Below are 13,175 nucleotides of genomic sequence, written 5' to 3' on the forward strand. Positions count from 1 at the left end.
AATAACCGGAGATTATCAAAATTCGCAGCCGGAAAACACGAGAGCAGGTCTACCCGGCCGACACGCGAGTGCCCGCCGATCCTTCCAGAATGGCCAAGGCGTCCTGCAGCCGTCCAATGCCGCTGATTCCGCCAGCCTCGGCAAACCCGCAGGCGGCCTGCAGTTTCGGGCCCATGGATCCGGCAGGCATGTCCAGCGCCCGCGCCTCGCCCACGGTCAGTTCGGAAAGTGGTCTCGACCGGTCGGTGCCGAAGTCCCTGTAGACAGCATCCACATCGGTCAGCAAGAGCAGGGCGTCCGCCCCCAATTGGCTGGCCAGCAAGGCACTGGCGGCATCCTTATCGATGACCGCTTCAATGCCGACCATACTGCCATCCTCCCGACGCAGCACCGGTATTCCACCACCACCGGCACACACCACGACCACCCCCTGATCGAGCAACAGTTTCAGCACGCGCATGTCCGGTATTTCCAGAGGTTTCGGCGACGCCACCACACGGCGCCACTTGTTACCGTCCGGCGCAATACTCCAGCCCGCACCCTCTGCCCGGCGCTCAGCCTCCTCGCGTTCATAGACCGGTCCCACGAATTTGGTCGGATTTTCGAAAGCTGGGTCCTTGGGATCCACCACCACCTGAGTCAGCAAAGTCGCGACCGGTCGGTCGTGTCCGAGGGCGTTTTCCAGTTCCTGCTCGATCATATAGCCGATCATGCCCTCGGTTTCCGCACCCAGGACATCCAGCGGGTAGGCCTCATCCGGTTTGTAAGCGGCGCCCTGCAAGGCCAGCAACCCCACCTGCGGACCGTTGCCATGGGTGACAACCAGATCGTGACCGGCACGGACAATAGCTGCTAGCGAAACCGCCGCGGCTTGCACATTCTTTCGCTGAACCTCTGCGGTCAACGGCTCACCACGTTTCAGAAGGGCGTTTCCACCCAAGGCTGCCACCACCAGCATGTCAGCCTCCCAGGGTCGCCACGAGGACGGCCTTGATGGTGTGCATCCGGTTCTCGGCCTGATCGAAAACAATCGAAGCAGGGCTTTCGAACACTTCTTCCGTCACCTCCATGGCGTCTATTCCATAGGTTTCCTGAATCTCCTTGCCCACCACGGTTTCGGTGTTGTGAAAGGCCGGCAAGCAGTGCATGAACCGAACCCGTGGGTTGCCGGTTTTGGCCATCAGGGCCGCATTGACCTGGTAAGGCATCAGCAGCTTGATCCGCTCGGCCCACTTTTCCTTTGGCTCGCCCATGGAGACCCAGACATCGGTATACACGAAGTCGACTCCGGCAACCGCGGCGCCGATATCTTCTGTAATGGTGATGCGTGCTCCGGTTTCAGCCGCCAGCGCTCGCGCTTCCTCCTGCACGGCCTGATTGGGCCAGCAGGCCTTAGGTGCGCACAAGCGCACGTCCATACCCATCTTGGCACCGCCGATCAGCAGGCTGTCACCCATGTTGTTGGCGGCATCGCCGATAAACACGTAGGCCACATCCCGCAATGGCTTCTCCACATGCTCCTGCATGGTCAGGAAATCCGCCAGTATCTGGGTGGGATGAAATTCGTTGGTGAGCCCGTTGTAGACCGGCACGCCTGCGTACTGCGCCAGCTCTTCGACAACGGATTGTCCGAACCCCCGGTACTCAATGGCATCGTAAACCCGGCCAAGCACCCGAGCGGTGTCTTTCACCGATTCCTTATGGCCAATGTGGGTTCCGGTCGGCCCCAGGTAGGTGACCCGCGCCCCCTGGTCGAAGGCAGCCACTTCAAACCCGACCCGGGTTCGAGTGGAGTTTTTCTCGAAGATCAGCGCGATGTCCTTGCCGTCGAGTTTGGGCACTTCAGTGCCAGCATACTTGGCGGTCTTGAGATCCGCCGACAGCTTCAGCAAAAAGGCGATTTCCCTGGGGCTAAAATCCCGCAGTGTCAGAAAATGCCGGTTCTTGAGATTGAAAGCCATTGAGCCTCTCCTTTACTGTCAGACAGCATCCCGAATGGTTGGACAACTCATGCAGCGACCGCCGCCCCGGCCACGCCCAAGTTCCGCTCCCGGTATTGCCAACACTTCGATGCCTGCAGCTTCCAGAGCAGCGTTGGTATCGTCATTGCGATCATAGCCAACGACGACCCCTGGGCTTAACGCCAGGACGTTATTGCCGTCGTTCCACTGCTCACGCTCTCGCTCCGCCGGGTCATAACCGCCGGTGGGAACGATCTCCAGTTGCTTATAACCCAGTACGTCGGCTACTACTTCGAACAACGGACGCGGGTCCTGACGAAATGCGAGATGCTTTTTGCCCTCTCCGGGGCGCAGGTCATAGCAGACCATTTCATCGGCCACTTCCTTGAACGTCGTGACCACATTGCCGCCACAGAAGGTAAAGACGGTATCCAGATGCATCGCTGATCGGGACTTGGGTATCTGGCAGGCAACGACGCGCTCGGCTGTGCCACTTTCAAAAAGCGACCTGGCCAACTGACCAATAGCCTGAGGGGACGAGCGCTCCCCCATACCCACCAACACGGCACCATTACCCACCGGCATGACATCCCCACCCTCCAGGGAGGCAAGACCGTGGTCTTTGAGAGGATCGCCCCAGTGCACATTAACCTTGCCGGCAAATTTGGGATGGAATTTGTAGATACCCGCCATAAGCAGGGTTTCTGGCTTCCGCGCCGGCCAGTACATGGGGTTCAGGGTGACGCCACCATAGATCCAGGCGCTGTTATCGCGGGTGAACAGGAAGTTTGGCAGTGGCGGCAACACGAAGCCGTAATGACCGAGATGGTTGCCAAACAGGCCAACCGGATCAAAAGGCAGATCGGCTACTTCAAGGCCTCCAATAAGAAACTCTGCCAGCCTGGTCCCCGGCAGTTCGTCCATCCAGGCACGTAGATCCGAGACCATCCCGACACCGATTTCGTTCCAGGTAATGCGATGATCCAGTATCCATTTGCGAGCCTTCGCGATATCCAGCGTCTCCGCCAGCAACTCGTTGACGTCCAGCACCTCAACGCCCCGGGCACGCATGAGGCCTGAAAACACGTCATGGTCTTTCTGGGCCTGCTTGACCCAGAAGACATCATCGAACAACAGCGCATCGCAATTGGAGGGCGTCAGGCGACGGTGCGCCAACCCAGGCCGACAAACGATGACCTGGCGCAGGGTTCCGGTCTCAGAGTGCACTCCAAGAGTGTGTTCAGACATGACAAAGCTCCTTTTGTCGAGTGTTCACAGCATAGCGCCGAGGCTTATGACTATCGTGATGAACACGGTCAGGATAAGCAGCAAGGGCCAGATGAAGGCGAGCCAACGATCGTAGGACACCCGCCCGATGGCAAGCCCGCCGACGACAACCGCAAAGGTGGGGTTGATCAGATTTACGAGGCCATTGGCAGACTGGTAAGCCGTCACGACGAGGTCTCGTCCGACGCTGGCAAAATCCGCCAGCGGGGCGAGGATCGGCATGGAGAGAACGGCGAGACCGGAAGAAGATGGTACGAAGAAACTCATGCCAACTTCGATCCAGAACATCAGGTTGATAAAGGCCAGCTCGGGCAAACCTCCCAGCGAGGTTTCGGCGCTGTGAAGGATGGTATCGGCAATCATGCCCTGCTCCATGATCACAACAATGCCCCTGGCGAGCCCAACCACCAGGGCAACCCCAAGCAGATCCCGCGCACCATCAACGAAGCTGCCAGTAAGTTTCTTCTCGCCCAGCCGCGCAACAATGCCGATGACGATGGCCGCACCAAAGAACAAAGAGCCCATCCGGGCCATCCACCATCCCTGGGATGACACACCCCAGATCATCACGGCAAAGGTCAGGGCAAATATAATCAGGGCAATAATTTGAGTGGTAGTCAGCTTGGCGCTGTGAATCTCTTGCTCGTGATCCTCCAGGAACAGCTTCTTGTGCGCTGGCCACTGCCTGGCAACCACGGATCTCGACGGATCGGCTTTTACCCGGCGAGCATACCGCATCACGTAGCCGATACAGATCACCAGACCGCCAATCAACAGAATAAACCGCAATACGATTCCATCTGTGAAAGGGATACCGGCAGCATTGGCTGCAATCACGGTGGCAAACGGGTTAATCGTGGAACCCAGAACGCCAATACCGGCGCCGATAAGGATAATGGCAACCCCCGTTACGGCGTCGTACCCGGCCGCAAGTATCACGGGAATCAGAATGGCGTAAAAGGCCAGGGTTTCCTCGGCCATTCCGTAGGTCGTGCCACCGATCGCGAAGAGCACCATTAATATTGGTATCATCCAGATCTCGTGACCTTTCAGATGCCGCATCGCACTTCGAATACCAGTGTCTATCGCGCCCGTGGCGTTCATCACACCGAGAAAGCCCCCCAGAAATAACACAAACAGAGCGACGTCAATGGCATTGGCAGCATAGCTGTCCGGGTCATAAAAACCGCCAGTGGGGGCCAGCATTACATCAACGAAGCCCTGAGGGTTCGGGTCAACAATCTGATAGGTGCCGGGCACCGCCACTTCCCGCCCAACCTCTTCATTCATGGCTCGCTCGTACTGCCCCGCAGGAATGATCCAGGTCAGCGCGGCCACCAGAATAATCAGGCCGAAAAGGATTGTATAAGCGGTGGGGAAGCGGGAAGCGAGGTCGGTTTCAGGATTTTCTGGCAACTGTTCGTCTTCGGTCACGATGCGTCTCCTTTCCGTAATCGCATGGTGCAGACAAGTCCTTTTCGGGGATCCCAACAGGCTTGGAGTTTCCCGGCGGTTATGAGCCACTCGTACAAATCTGCATGGCTACAGCATAGTTCATGAAATGGGGCCCGAAGTTGAGGTAGCGCAATTCTTGATCGGCCATAAAAAAGCCCCGAGTGGAGCGTTAGCACCACCCGGGGCATCAATGTCGCCCGCCGGCTATGAGAAGCGGGCAACCGCCATAATCGTTTTACCACCGGGCCGTAAGCGCTGCGCGCAAGGTGCGCCCCGGCTCATTGACCCGGAACACCCCGCTGTCGGCCAGGTTGTCCTTGCTGACATGGTTCGCCCAGGTATTGTCGAACAGGTTATCCACTGCCCAGGTCAGGCTCAGATTGGCCATGAGCGGATGGGTGCCGGACAGGTTGAATACGCCGTATCCAGGTGAAGTACTGGGGTCCAGTCCGGATTCCAGGTCTACCCGATCCTGGCGACGGGCCAGTTGCCATTCGGCTTCCAGGGTGTGTCCCTGGTAGTGCCAGCCCAGCGTCTGGATAAACTGGATGGGCGGAATCCGCGGCAGCGCCTTATCGGCATCGCGGTTTTCCCCGCGCACCGAGGCCAGCTTGCTGGTGCTGCTCCAGGTACCGTTGGTCCATCCCAGCATGCCCTCTACGCCGAGGAGGCGGGCGCTGATATTTTCGTAGCGGGTATCCGTCGTGTTATTGGGATTGCGGATGTCAAAGCGGTAAACATAGTCATCCACCTGGTCCACCCAGACAGCCGGGCGCCAGCTCCACTCTCCCTGGTTGCCGGGCAGGCTGACTTCCAGCTTGTGGTGTTTTTCGGTATCCAGATCCGGATTCCCGATCCAACTGCCTTTCATGGTCTTTCGAGCAACATAGCGCTCATTCACGCTGGGGGAGCGCACGCTGTGGCTGGCCGTAACCTCAAGGGCCTGGACCGGAGAAACACGCCATTCTCCGGTCAGGAAACCGCTTACGTTGTCATCGTTGGCTTCGGTATCGCTTGCACCATAGGCCGAGGCGTAAAGCCCGGAAGGGGAGAACGTCATCATACCGCCGGCCATCGGAGTAAACGTCTGATCGGCACGGGTGGCATCCATTTCCACACGGTCATAACGGATGCCGGCACCGAGGCGGGCGTTGGCGCGGATCTGGTGGAAGGCTTCCACAAACACACCTACCCGGTCTCGCTCAACGCCCGGCCACATCAAAGAGGCCTCGTGGTCGAGATTCATGCCGTTGTACATGGTGGCGTCCCACTCATTGCTTTCCACATCCACACCAAAGGCAATATCTTTGGTGTAGTTGATGGTCTGATCCAGCACCAGTCGGGCGCCCCGGGTACGGGTTTCCGAGTTGGTCTGCATTTTCATGGGCATACCCATATTTACCGGCGGCTCACGCAGGCTGAAATTATCCATCACGTGATCCACATCTGCCTGCCAGGCCATCAGGTTCCAGCCGCCGCTGGCGACCGGCGCTCCCAGCTCCAGCCGGTACAGGTCGGTATCCGTTTTCGGTGCATCCATACCCCGGCCGGGAAACTTTACATCCCGCTCTTCCTGGCGGCTGACCAGGCCCTTGATGTAGAAGCCATTATCAGCGGTCCAGGCAGCATCCACCCGGCCTTCAGAGTTTTTGTAGGCGCTACGGACTTCGTTACCGTCGCCGTCTTCATAGTCGTCGGCTTCGTCGTAGCCGCCAGCGAGGCGGATAAACGTTTCCTTGTCACCGACCGCCACGCTGCCATTCACCAGCTTGCCTTCGCCATTGTCGGCACCGCCGACGGTCAGGTGGCCGGTTGTGCGGTTGTCATCCGCAAATTCCGGGGCGGCGGTGGTGGCGACCACCTGGCCGCCGGCAATCGGGCCCCAGCGCAGGGTGCGGTTGCTGGTGCGCACTTCCAGCACCGGCGCCAGCGCTGTGCTCAAACGGCTGGTGGGCGGATCCATCCGGCTCGGGCAGGCACCTTCCACCCGCATGCCGTCAAGCAGCACCTCAACCCGTTCTTCGTTCTGGCCACGGATCACCGGGTCCAGACCACGGCCACCCATGCGCGACAGCGAAACCCCGGCATCCGAGGACAACCGCTGTACTGGCTCGGTCTGAACGGCCGCCGCCGACAGTCGGGCGGCTTCGGCCGACTGACCTTCGGTCACCCGGATCAACATCAGGGCATCGGTTTCAGACTGGGCATGGGCAAGAGGGGCGACAGCACAGCCGGCCATCACAAGGCTGATACAGCGAGCCAGGTGGGTCTTTCTCATCATGGTGTGGCGGGTCCTTGGAGCGTTTGGATCAGGTGTTTCGTGAATTAGCCGGAATTGTATGCCGCTTCTTTTTCACTGGCTTGAGACACAATGTCGCACCCCCTTGGGGGTATCTCCGTCGGGCAGGCCGCCGGGCTTTGCAGCGGATTCACTTGCCAACTACCGCACCGCTGTGGTGCAATCACTGCCCTTTTTTTGGGCACCGCATTTCCCTGCGACCTTCAATACGCGTATTCCGAGGGCATGACACCATGACTGCAAAACTCGACGAAAAGCTGGAACCGATCTTTCGGGACGTACTTCATCGCAACCCGGGTGAGAAAGAATTCCACCAGGCGGTTCACGAAGTACTGGAAACCCTGGGGCCCGTGCTGGTGAAGTACCCGGAGTTCGCGGACAAGAAGATCATCCAGCGCATCTGCGAACCCGAGCGCCAGATCATCTTCCGTGTGCCCTGGCAGGACGACAGCGGTGAGATCCACATCAACCGAGCCTTCCGTGTCGAGTTCAACAGTGCTCTTGGCCCCTATAAAGGTGGCATGCGTTTCCACCCATCTGTTTACCTCGGCATCATCAAGTTTCTGGGCTTCGAACAGATCTTCAAGAATGCCCTGACCGGACTGCCCATCGGCGGTGGTAAAGGCGGCAGCGACTTCGACCCGAAAGGCAAGTCGGACGACGAAATCATGCGTTTCTGCCAGAGCCTGATGACCGAACTGTACCGCCATCTGGGCGAGTACACCGACGTTCCCGCCGGTGACATCGGCGTCGGTGGCCGCGAGATCGGCTACCTGTTCGGCCAATACAAGCGCATCACCAACCGCTACGAATCCGGCGTATTCACCGGCAAAGGCCTGGACTGGGGCGGCAGTCGCGCCCGTACCGAGGCCACCGGTTACGGCACCGTGTTCTTCACCCACGAAATGCTCAAGGCTCGTGGTGACTCCCTGGAAGGCAAGACCGTGGTGGTGTCAGGCTCCGGCAACGTAGCCATCTATGCCATCGAAAAATGCCACGAACTGGGCGCCAAGGTAATTGCCTGCTCCGACTCCCAGGGCATGATCGTGCATGAGAAGGGCATTGACCTGCAGACGGTCAAGCGCATCAAGGAAGTGGAGCGCCGCCGCATCAGCGCCTACACTGAATACCACAAAGACGCCAGGTACGTGGAAGACGGCAACATCTGGAGCGTTCCGTGTGATGTGGCCCTGCCTTGCGCCACCCAGAACGAACTCAACGGCAGCGATGCCAAGACCCTGGTGGAAAACGGCTGTATCGCAGTTGCCGAAGGCGCCAACATGCCGACCACGCCGGAAGGCATCATCATCTTCCAGGACGCCAAGATTGCTTACGGCCCGGGCAAGGCCGCTAACGCCGGTGGTGTTGCAACTTCCGCCCTGGAAATGCAGCAGAACGCCAGCCGCGATTCCTGGACTTTCGATTACACCCAGAAGCGCCTTGAGGAAATCATGATCGATATCCACAAGAACTGTTACGAGACCGCCGCAGAGTTTGGCGCTCAGGGTAACTATGTGCTGGGCGCGAACATCACCGGGTTCCTTCGCGTAGCCAAGGCTATGACCGCCATGGGCGTGATCTGATCACGCCATGACGCACCAGCAGCCTCAGCAGACCACAGACCGGGTGTCCACCGGACTGCCCGGTCTGGATGAGGTGCTGGATGGCCTGCGAATCGGCGACAATGTTGTCTGGCGGGTCTCCGATCTGGACGATTACCGCCGATTCGTTCTTCCCTTTCTGGATGCTGCCGCCGACGCCGGCCGGCAGATCATCTATCTCCGCTTCGGCGAGCATCCGCCGATCATTGACCAGCACCCTGCGGTGCGCACCATCACTATTGATGCCCTCGGCGGTTTCGAGAGTTTTACCAGCCGGGTCTGGCACCTGATCGAACAACATGGCCGCGGCGCCTTCTACGTTTGCGACAGCCTGAGTGAGCTACTCAATGCCTGGGCCACCGACGCCATGGTGGGCAATTTTTTCCGGGTAGTGTGTCCCTTCCTGTTCGAACTGGATACCGTCGCCTGGTTCACCCTGCACCCGGACCGACACTCCCGGATGACCCTGGACCGGATTCGCCAGACCACCCAGGTGCTGATTGATGTACACCGCCACGGCGACGATGTGCAGATTCATCCCATCAAGGCCTGGCGCCGGCAATCACCGACCATGTTCCTGCCCCATCGGGAACAGGCTGGCCAGTTCTGGCCGATTACCGACAGCAGCGATGCCACCCGCTTGCAGGCCTCGCTGGAATCCGGGCACCTGCATCGCCAGCCACTGCTGGATTACTGGGACAGACTGTTCCAGGAAGTCAGCCGGGCCGTTTTTGAACAGGACCAGACCTGCATGCCTGATCTGCAGGAGCAGGTTCTGCAGGTGATGATCAGCCGCGACCCCAAGATTCTGGAACTGGCCCGGCGCTACCTGACTCTGGAGGATCTGCTCACCATTCGCAGCCGTCTGGTTGGCAGCGGTTATATTGGCGGCAAGGCCACAGGCATGCTGATTGCCCGGAACATTCTGCTGAAAGATGCGCCTGAACTCTGGCAGCCGAATCTGGAACCCCACGATTCCAGCTACCTGGGCACCGACGCCTACTACGCATTTCTGGTCCACAACGGCCTGTGGCCGGCAATCATGCGACAACGCTCACCAGAAGGTTATCTCAGTGAAGCACCCTCTCTTCGCAAGGCCATCCTGACCGGGCAATTCCCGGCGGAAGTCCGTTCGGAGCTGGAACGCCTGCTTGACCATTACGGCCAGTATCCCATCCTGGTGCGCTCATCCAGCCTGCAGGAGGATGGTTTCGGCAACGCCTTTGCCGGCAAATACGACAGTGTCTTCCTGATCAACCAGGGGGCACCGGAACAGCGACTGGCGGAGCTGGAAAATGCCATCCGCCAGGTCTACGCCTCGTCCATGAGTGACGACGCTCTGGTGTACCGTAAACAAAGAGGCCTGGATCAGCGCGAGGAACCCATGGCCCTGCTGATCCAGCGGGTAAATGGCCGTTTCCATGGCCGCTATTACCTGCCCGATGCCGCGGGCGTTGGCGTGTCCAGAAACACCTTTGCCTGGGACAGCACCATGAACCCGAAAGCGGGCATGGTCCGCCTGGTTATGGGGCTGGGCACCCGGGCCGTAGACCGGATTGAAGGCGACCACGCCTGCGTGATGGCGCTGGATCATCCCGGCCGGCAACCTTTCCGCAACCCGGACGAACACTATCGATTCTCCCAACATCTGGTGGACCTGCTCGACCTGCAGGAGGGCCATCTGGAAACCCGACCCCTGAGCCAGTTACTGGACACCGTTCAAGATCTGCCCATGGCCCAGATGGGCGAAATCGACCGGGCCGCCAGTACCCGGGCGGAACAGATTGGGCTGCCAGGGCCGGTCTGGCGACTGACCTTCCGGCCGCTGGTTCAGTTCAGCTCATTCATTCAGCGGCTGTCATCTCTGTTATCTACCCTGGAGGCCGGCTATCAGCATCCCGTGGATGTCGAGTTCACCCTGCATATTGATGAACAGGGCGAACCCTCCTTCAATCTGGTTCAGTGCCGGCCACTGGCCACGATTGGTGAAACCGGTCCGGTCACACTGCCGGAACATCTGCCCGCGGAGCGAGAGATTTTCCGCACCCAGGGCCACTTCATGGGCGGCAACATCAATCTGGCGATTACGCGGATTATCCGTATAGATGCGGCGATCTACGCCAACCTGAATATCAATCAGCGTTACGATGTGGCCCGACGTGTCGGCGAGGTGGTTCGGGAATCCAGCGCCAGCACCCTGCTGATCGGTCCCGGACGTTGGGGCACCAGCAGCCCGGAGCTGGGCGTTCCGGTCAGGTTTGCCGATATTGCCGGCGTCAGTGCCTTGGTGGAGGTATCGGAGAATGCCGGCGACATGGTGCCGGATCTGTCCTACGGTTCCCATTTCTTCCAGGATCTGGTGGAAACCGGTATTGCCTATGTGGCGCTGTTTCCTGAATCAGACCAGTGCCGCTACCGACCTGACCTTATGCCCGGCGAAATCTCCCAGCCTGACAACGCCAGTGACATTGAGCGCGCCGTCCGGGTATATGTCACCGACCAGACACCCCTGCAACTGACCGGTGATGTGGTTCGGCAGGAACTGGTGTGCTACCGGCCGGTTGACCCGAAGCAATAGCCAGAGGTTTTTCGCCCCGGCACCGACAACACGCTGCTAGAATGCCCTCATGGAATGGCTGACACACTCACAGACCGGTTTTCGGCAGGCCGCCCGCTACCTTCTGGGCATGCGCCTGGCCATTATTGTCACCTTGCTGGTGGCGGTCGCGGTTGCCGAAACCACCATCACCCTTGCTCATCGGGCCGAGGCGCTGCTGCTGTGCCTGCTATACGGTGTACTGGCCACGCTCGGATGGTTATGGTTCAGCCGACGCCCGCCCGCCTCGGCGGTTTTTGTCAGCCTTACCCTGGCAGCCGATCTGGTACTGATCGGGTTCTGGCTTTACCTTACCGGAGGCTACACCAACCCTCTGGTCTCGCTCCTGCTGCTGCCGATTGCGGTCGCCATTATCCTGGTGCCTGGGCGCCACAGTATCGTCCTGACAGTATCCGGCGTTCTGGTGTATACCGCCCTGGTGCTCTGGCATACGCCCGCCATTGAACATCAGCATCACGGCGGCGACCTGGCCCAGCTACATCTGGTGGGTATGTGGGTGACCTTTGCCCTGACTGCCACCATCCTGCTCCTGGTAGTGGGCACTCTGGCCCGCCAGCTCAGAGCACAGCAATCCCAGCTTGGACAGTTCCGGGAAAACCGGCTTCGCGACGAACAGATTATTTCTCTGGGCCTGTCCGCCGCGGCCGTCGCCCATCGTCTCGGAACGCCCCTGAACACCATGACGTTACTGCTGGATGAAATTCGCTCTGCCACTTCTAATCAGGGCGACAAGCATCTGGAGGATGATCTGAGCATGATGCAACAGCAGCTGGCACTGTGCAGTGGCCATCTCCAGCAGCTGACCCAGGCGGCCGTCGAAGCCCGCAACGCAAAACTGGAAAACCTGCCGGTGTCCGCCTGGCTCAAACGGCTTCGGGAGTCTGCAACCTTGCTCTGGCCCGCCGGGCCGATACGCTGGGCAGACGATTGTCCCGAGGCCATGGTTGCGGTAGATGCCACCCTCGATCAGGCGGTACTGAACCTGCTCGCCAACGCCCTCACCGCCAGCCCGCAATGGGTCGCCGTCAGTTGCCAGAGGGCCGACAATGCACGGGTCGAGATCATCGTCGAAGACCACGGCGATGGTCTGGAAAGTGCCTTTGCCGGTGCGCCGGGCGAAGACGTGGTGGATTCCCGCAACGGCCTGGGTGTGGGGCTGTTTCTGTCCAACGCCACCATACAGCGACTGGGCGGCCACCTTCGTGCCCGGGTGAGCGATCAGGGCACCACCATGGTGATCGACCTTCCGATGTCTGACGCACCTTCTACGGGAGTTATCTGAACATGACAGACGGCGAATGCTGGTTGCTGATTGATGACGATGAGAGCTTTCTGCAGGTACTAAGTCGCTCTCTTGCACGACAGGGCGTGGAGAGCGCGACGGCCAGTAACCGGGCGGATGCGCTCCGGGCCCTTGGCGAGAAGCACTTTAACCGCTGCGTGCTGGACCTGAATCTGGCGGGTGAGAGCGGCCTGCAATTACTGCCAGAACTGCTGCAGGTTGATGACAATCTGGAGGTCCTGGTGCTGACCGGTTACGGCAGTATCGCGACAGCGGTAGAAGCCATGCGCCGTGGCGCCATGAACTACCTGTGCAAACCGGTCACCGTAAGCCAGCTGATTCACGGTTTTGAGCCCATTGAAGGCGCCCCCGAACTGCGCCAGGAACCGCCGTCGGTGGAGGAAATGGAGTGGGAGCATATCCAGCGGGTGTTGAATGAGCATGAAGGCAACATATCAGCAACCGCCCGGGCCCTGAACATGCACCGGCGTACACTTCAGCGCAAACTGCAAAAACATTCCCGCTGGCGGCAATAGTGCCTCGATTGTCATCGAACCGTAAAAAGTCGTTACGAATTGACGATGATCAATTCTCTGAAACCAAGGTCGAATGCCTTCCAGCCCCGGATGAGGTAGCATCCCTCGCACCTCTCATTGCAATATACGGATAACAA

At 59.4% G+C, this 13,175-nt stretch carries 9 protein-coding genes; 4 read left to right on the top strand and 5 right to left on the bottom strand.

Annotated elements, in window-relative coordinates:
• Positions 1-49: 49 nt before the first annotated feature.
• The 5 genes from arcC to Q669_RS18235 form a co-directional block, all read right to left on the bottom strand.
• Positions 50-958 (bottom strand): carbamate kinase, encoded by a 909-nt coding sequence (arcC, locus tag Q669_RS18215; protein ID WP_022993380.1) that lies wholly within the window; start codon positions 956-958, stop codon positions 50-52.
• 1 nt (position 959) lies between these two features.
• Entirely contained in the window at positions 960-1,961 is a 1,002-nt protein-coding gene (locus tag Q669_RS18220; protein WP_022993381.1) for an ornithine carbamoyltransferase, read from the bottom strand.
• Between the two features lie 18 nt (positions 1,962-1,979).
• Complete coding sequence (locus Q669_RS18225) at positions 1,980-3,209, bottom strand: arginine deiminase (RefSeq protein WP_022993382.1); 1,230 nt, start codon at positions 3,207-3,209, stop codon at positions 1,980-1,982.
• A 24-nt stretch (positions 3,210-3,233) separates the two neighbouring features.
• On the bottom strand, positions 3,234-4,682 hold the full coding sequence (locus Q669_RS18230) for a YfcC family protein (RefSeq protein WP_022993383.1): 1,449 nt from the start codon (positions 4,680-4,682) through the stop codon (positions 3,234-3,236).
• Between the two features lie 256 nt (positions 4,683-4,938).
• Positions 4,939-6,984 carry a TonB-dependent receptor domain-containing protein gene (locus Q669_RS18235; protein WP_022993384.1) on the bottom strand — a complete coding sequence of 682 codons (2,046 nt, stop codon included), beginning with the start codon at positions 6,982-6,984 and terminating at the stop codon, positions 4,939-4,941.
• A gap of 251 nt (positions 6,985-7,235) precedes the next feature.
• Between Q669_RS18235 and gdhA the strand changes: the two genes are divergently transcribed.
• Genes gdhA through Q669_RS18255 form a run of 4 tightly spaced genes read left to right on the top strand, consistent with a single transcriptional unit; the run spans position 7,236 to position 13,038 of the window.
• On the top strand, positions 7,236-8,585 hold the full coding sequence (gene gdhA / locus Q669_RS18240; RefSeq protein ID WP_011783856.1) for an NADP-specific glutamate dehydrogenase: 1,350 nt from the start codon (positions 7,236-7,238) through the stop codon (positions 8,583-8,585).
• A gap of 7 nt (positions 8,586-8,592) precedes the next feature.
• On the top strand, positions 8,593-11,181 hold the full coding sequence (locus Q669_RS18245) for a PEP/pyruvate-binding domain-containing protein (RefSeq protein ID WP_022993385.1): 2,589 nt from the start codon (positions 8,593-8,595) through the stop codon (positions 11,179-11,181).
• Between the two features lie 49 nt (positions 11,182-11,230).
• Positions 11,231-12,502 carry a sensor histidine kinase gene (locus Q669_RS18250; protein ID WP_022993386.1) on the top strand — a complete coding sequence of 424 codons (1,272 nt, stop codon included), beginning with the start codon at positions 11,231-11,233 and terminating at the stop codon, positions 12,500-12,502.
• A 2-nt stretch (positions 12,503-12,504) separates the two neighbouring features.
• The gene (locus tag Q669_RS18255) at positions 12,505-13,038 is read left to right on the top strand and encodes a response regulator transcription factor (RefSeq protein ID WP_022993387.1); all 534 of its coding nucleotides are present in this window, start codon (positions 12,505-12,507) and stop codon (positions 13,036-13,038) included.
• Positions 13,039-13,175 lie beyond the last annotated feature (137 nt).

Source organism: Marinobacter sp. C1S70, assembly GCF_000475355.1.
Lineage (GTDB): Bacteria > Pseudomonadota > Gammaproteobacteria > Pseudomonadales > Oleiphilaceae > Marinobacter > Marinobacter nauticus.

Bases quoted from the DNA above. Each gene is read 5' to 3' on its own strand.
- arcC (WP_022993380.1), bottom strand. From the start codon at position 958: ATGCTGGTGGTGGCAGCCTTGGGTGGAAACGCCCTTCTGAAACGTGGT.
- Q669_RS18220 (WP_022993381.1), bottom strand. From the start codon at position 1,961: ATGGCTTTCAATCTCAAGAACCGGCATTTTCTGACACTGCGGGATTTT.
- Q669_RS18225 (WP_022993382.1), bottom strand. From the start codon at position 3,209: ATGTCTGAACACACTCTTGGAGTGCACTCTGAGACCGGAACCCTGCGC.
- Q669_RS18235 (WP_022993384.1), bottom strand. From the start codon at position 6,984: ATGATGAGAAAGACCCACCTGGCTCGCTGTATCAGCCTTGTGATGGCC.
- gdhA (WP_011783856.1), top strand. From the start codon at position 7,236: ATGACTGCAAAACTCGACGAAAAGCTGGAACCGATCTTTCGGGACGTA.
- Q669_RS18245 (WP_022993385.1), top strand. From the start codon at position 8,593: ATGACGCACCAGCAGCCTCAGCAGACCACAGACCGGGTGTCCACCGGA.
- Q669_RS18250 (WP_022993386.1), top strand. From the start codon at position 11,231: ATGGAATGGCTGACACACTCACAGACCGGTTTTCGGCAGGCCGCCCGC.
- Q669_RS18255 (WP_022993387.1), top strand. From the start codon at position 12,505: ATGACAGACGGCGAATGCTGGTTGCTGATTGATGACGATGAGAGCTTT.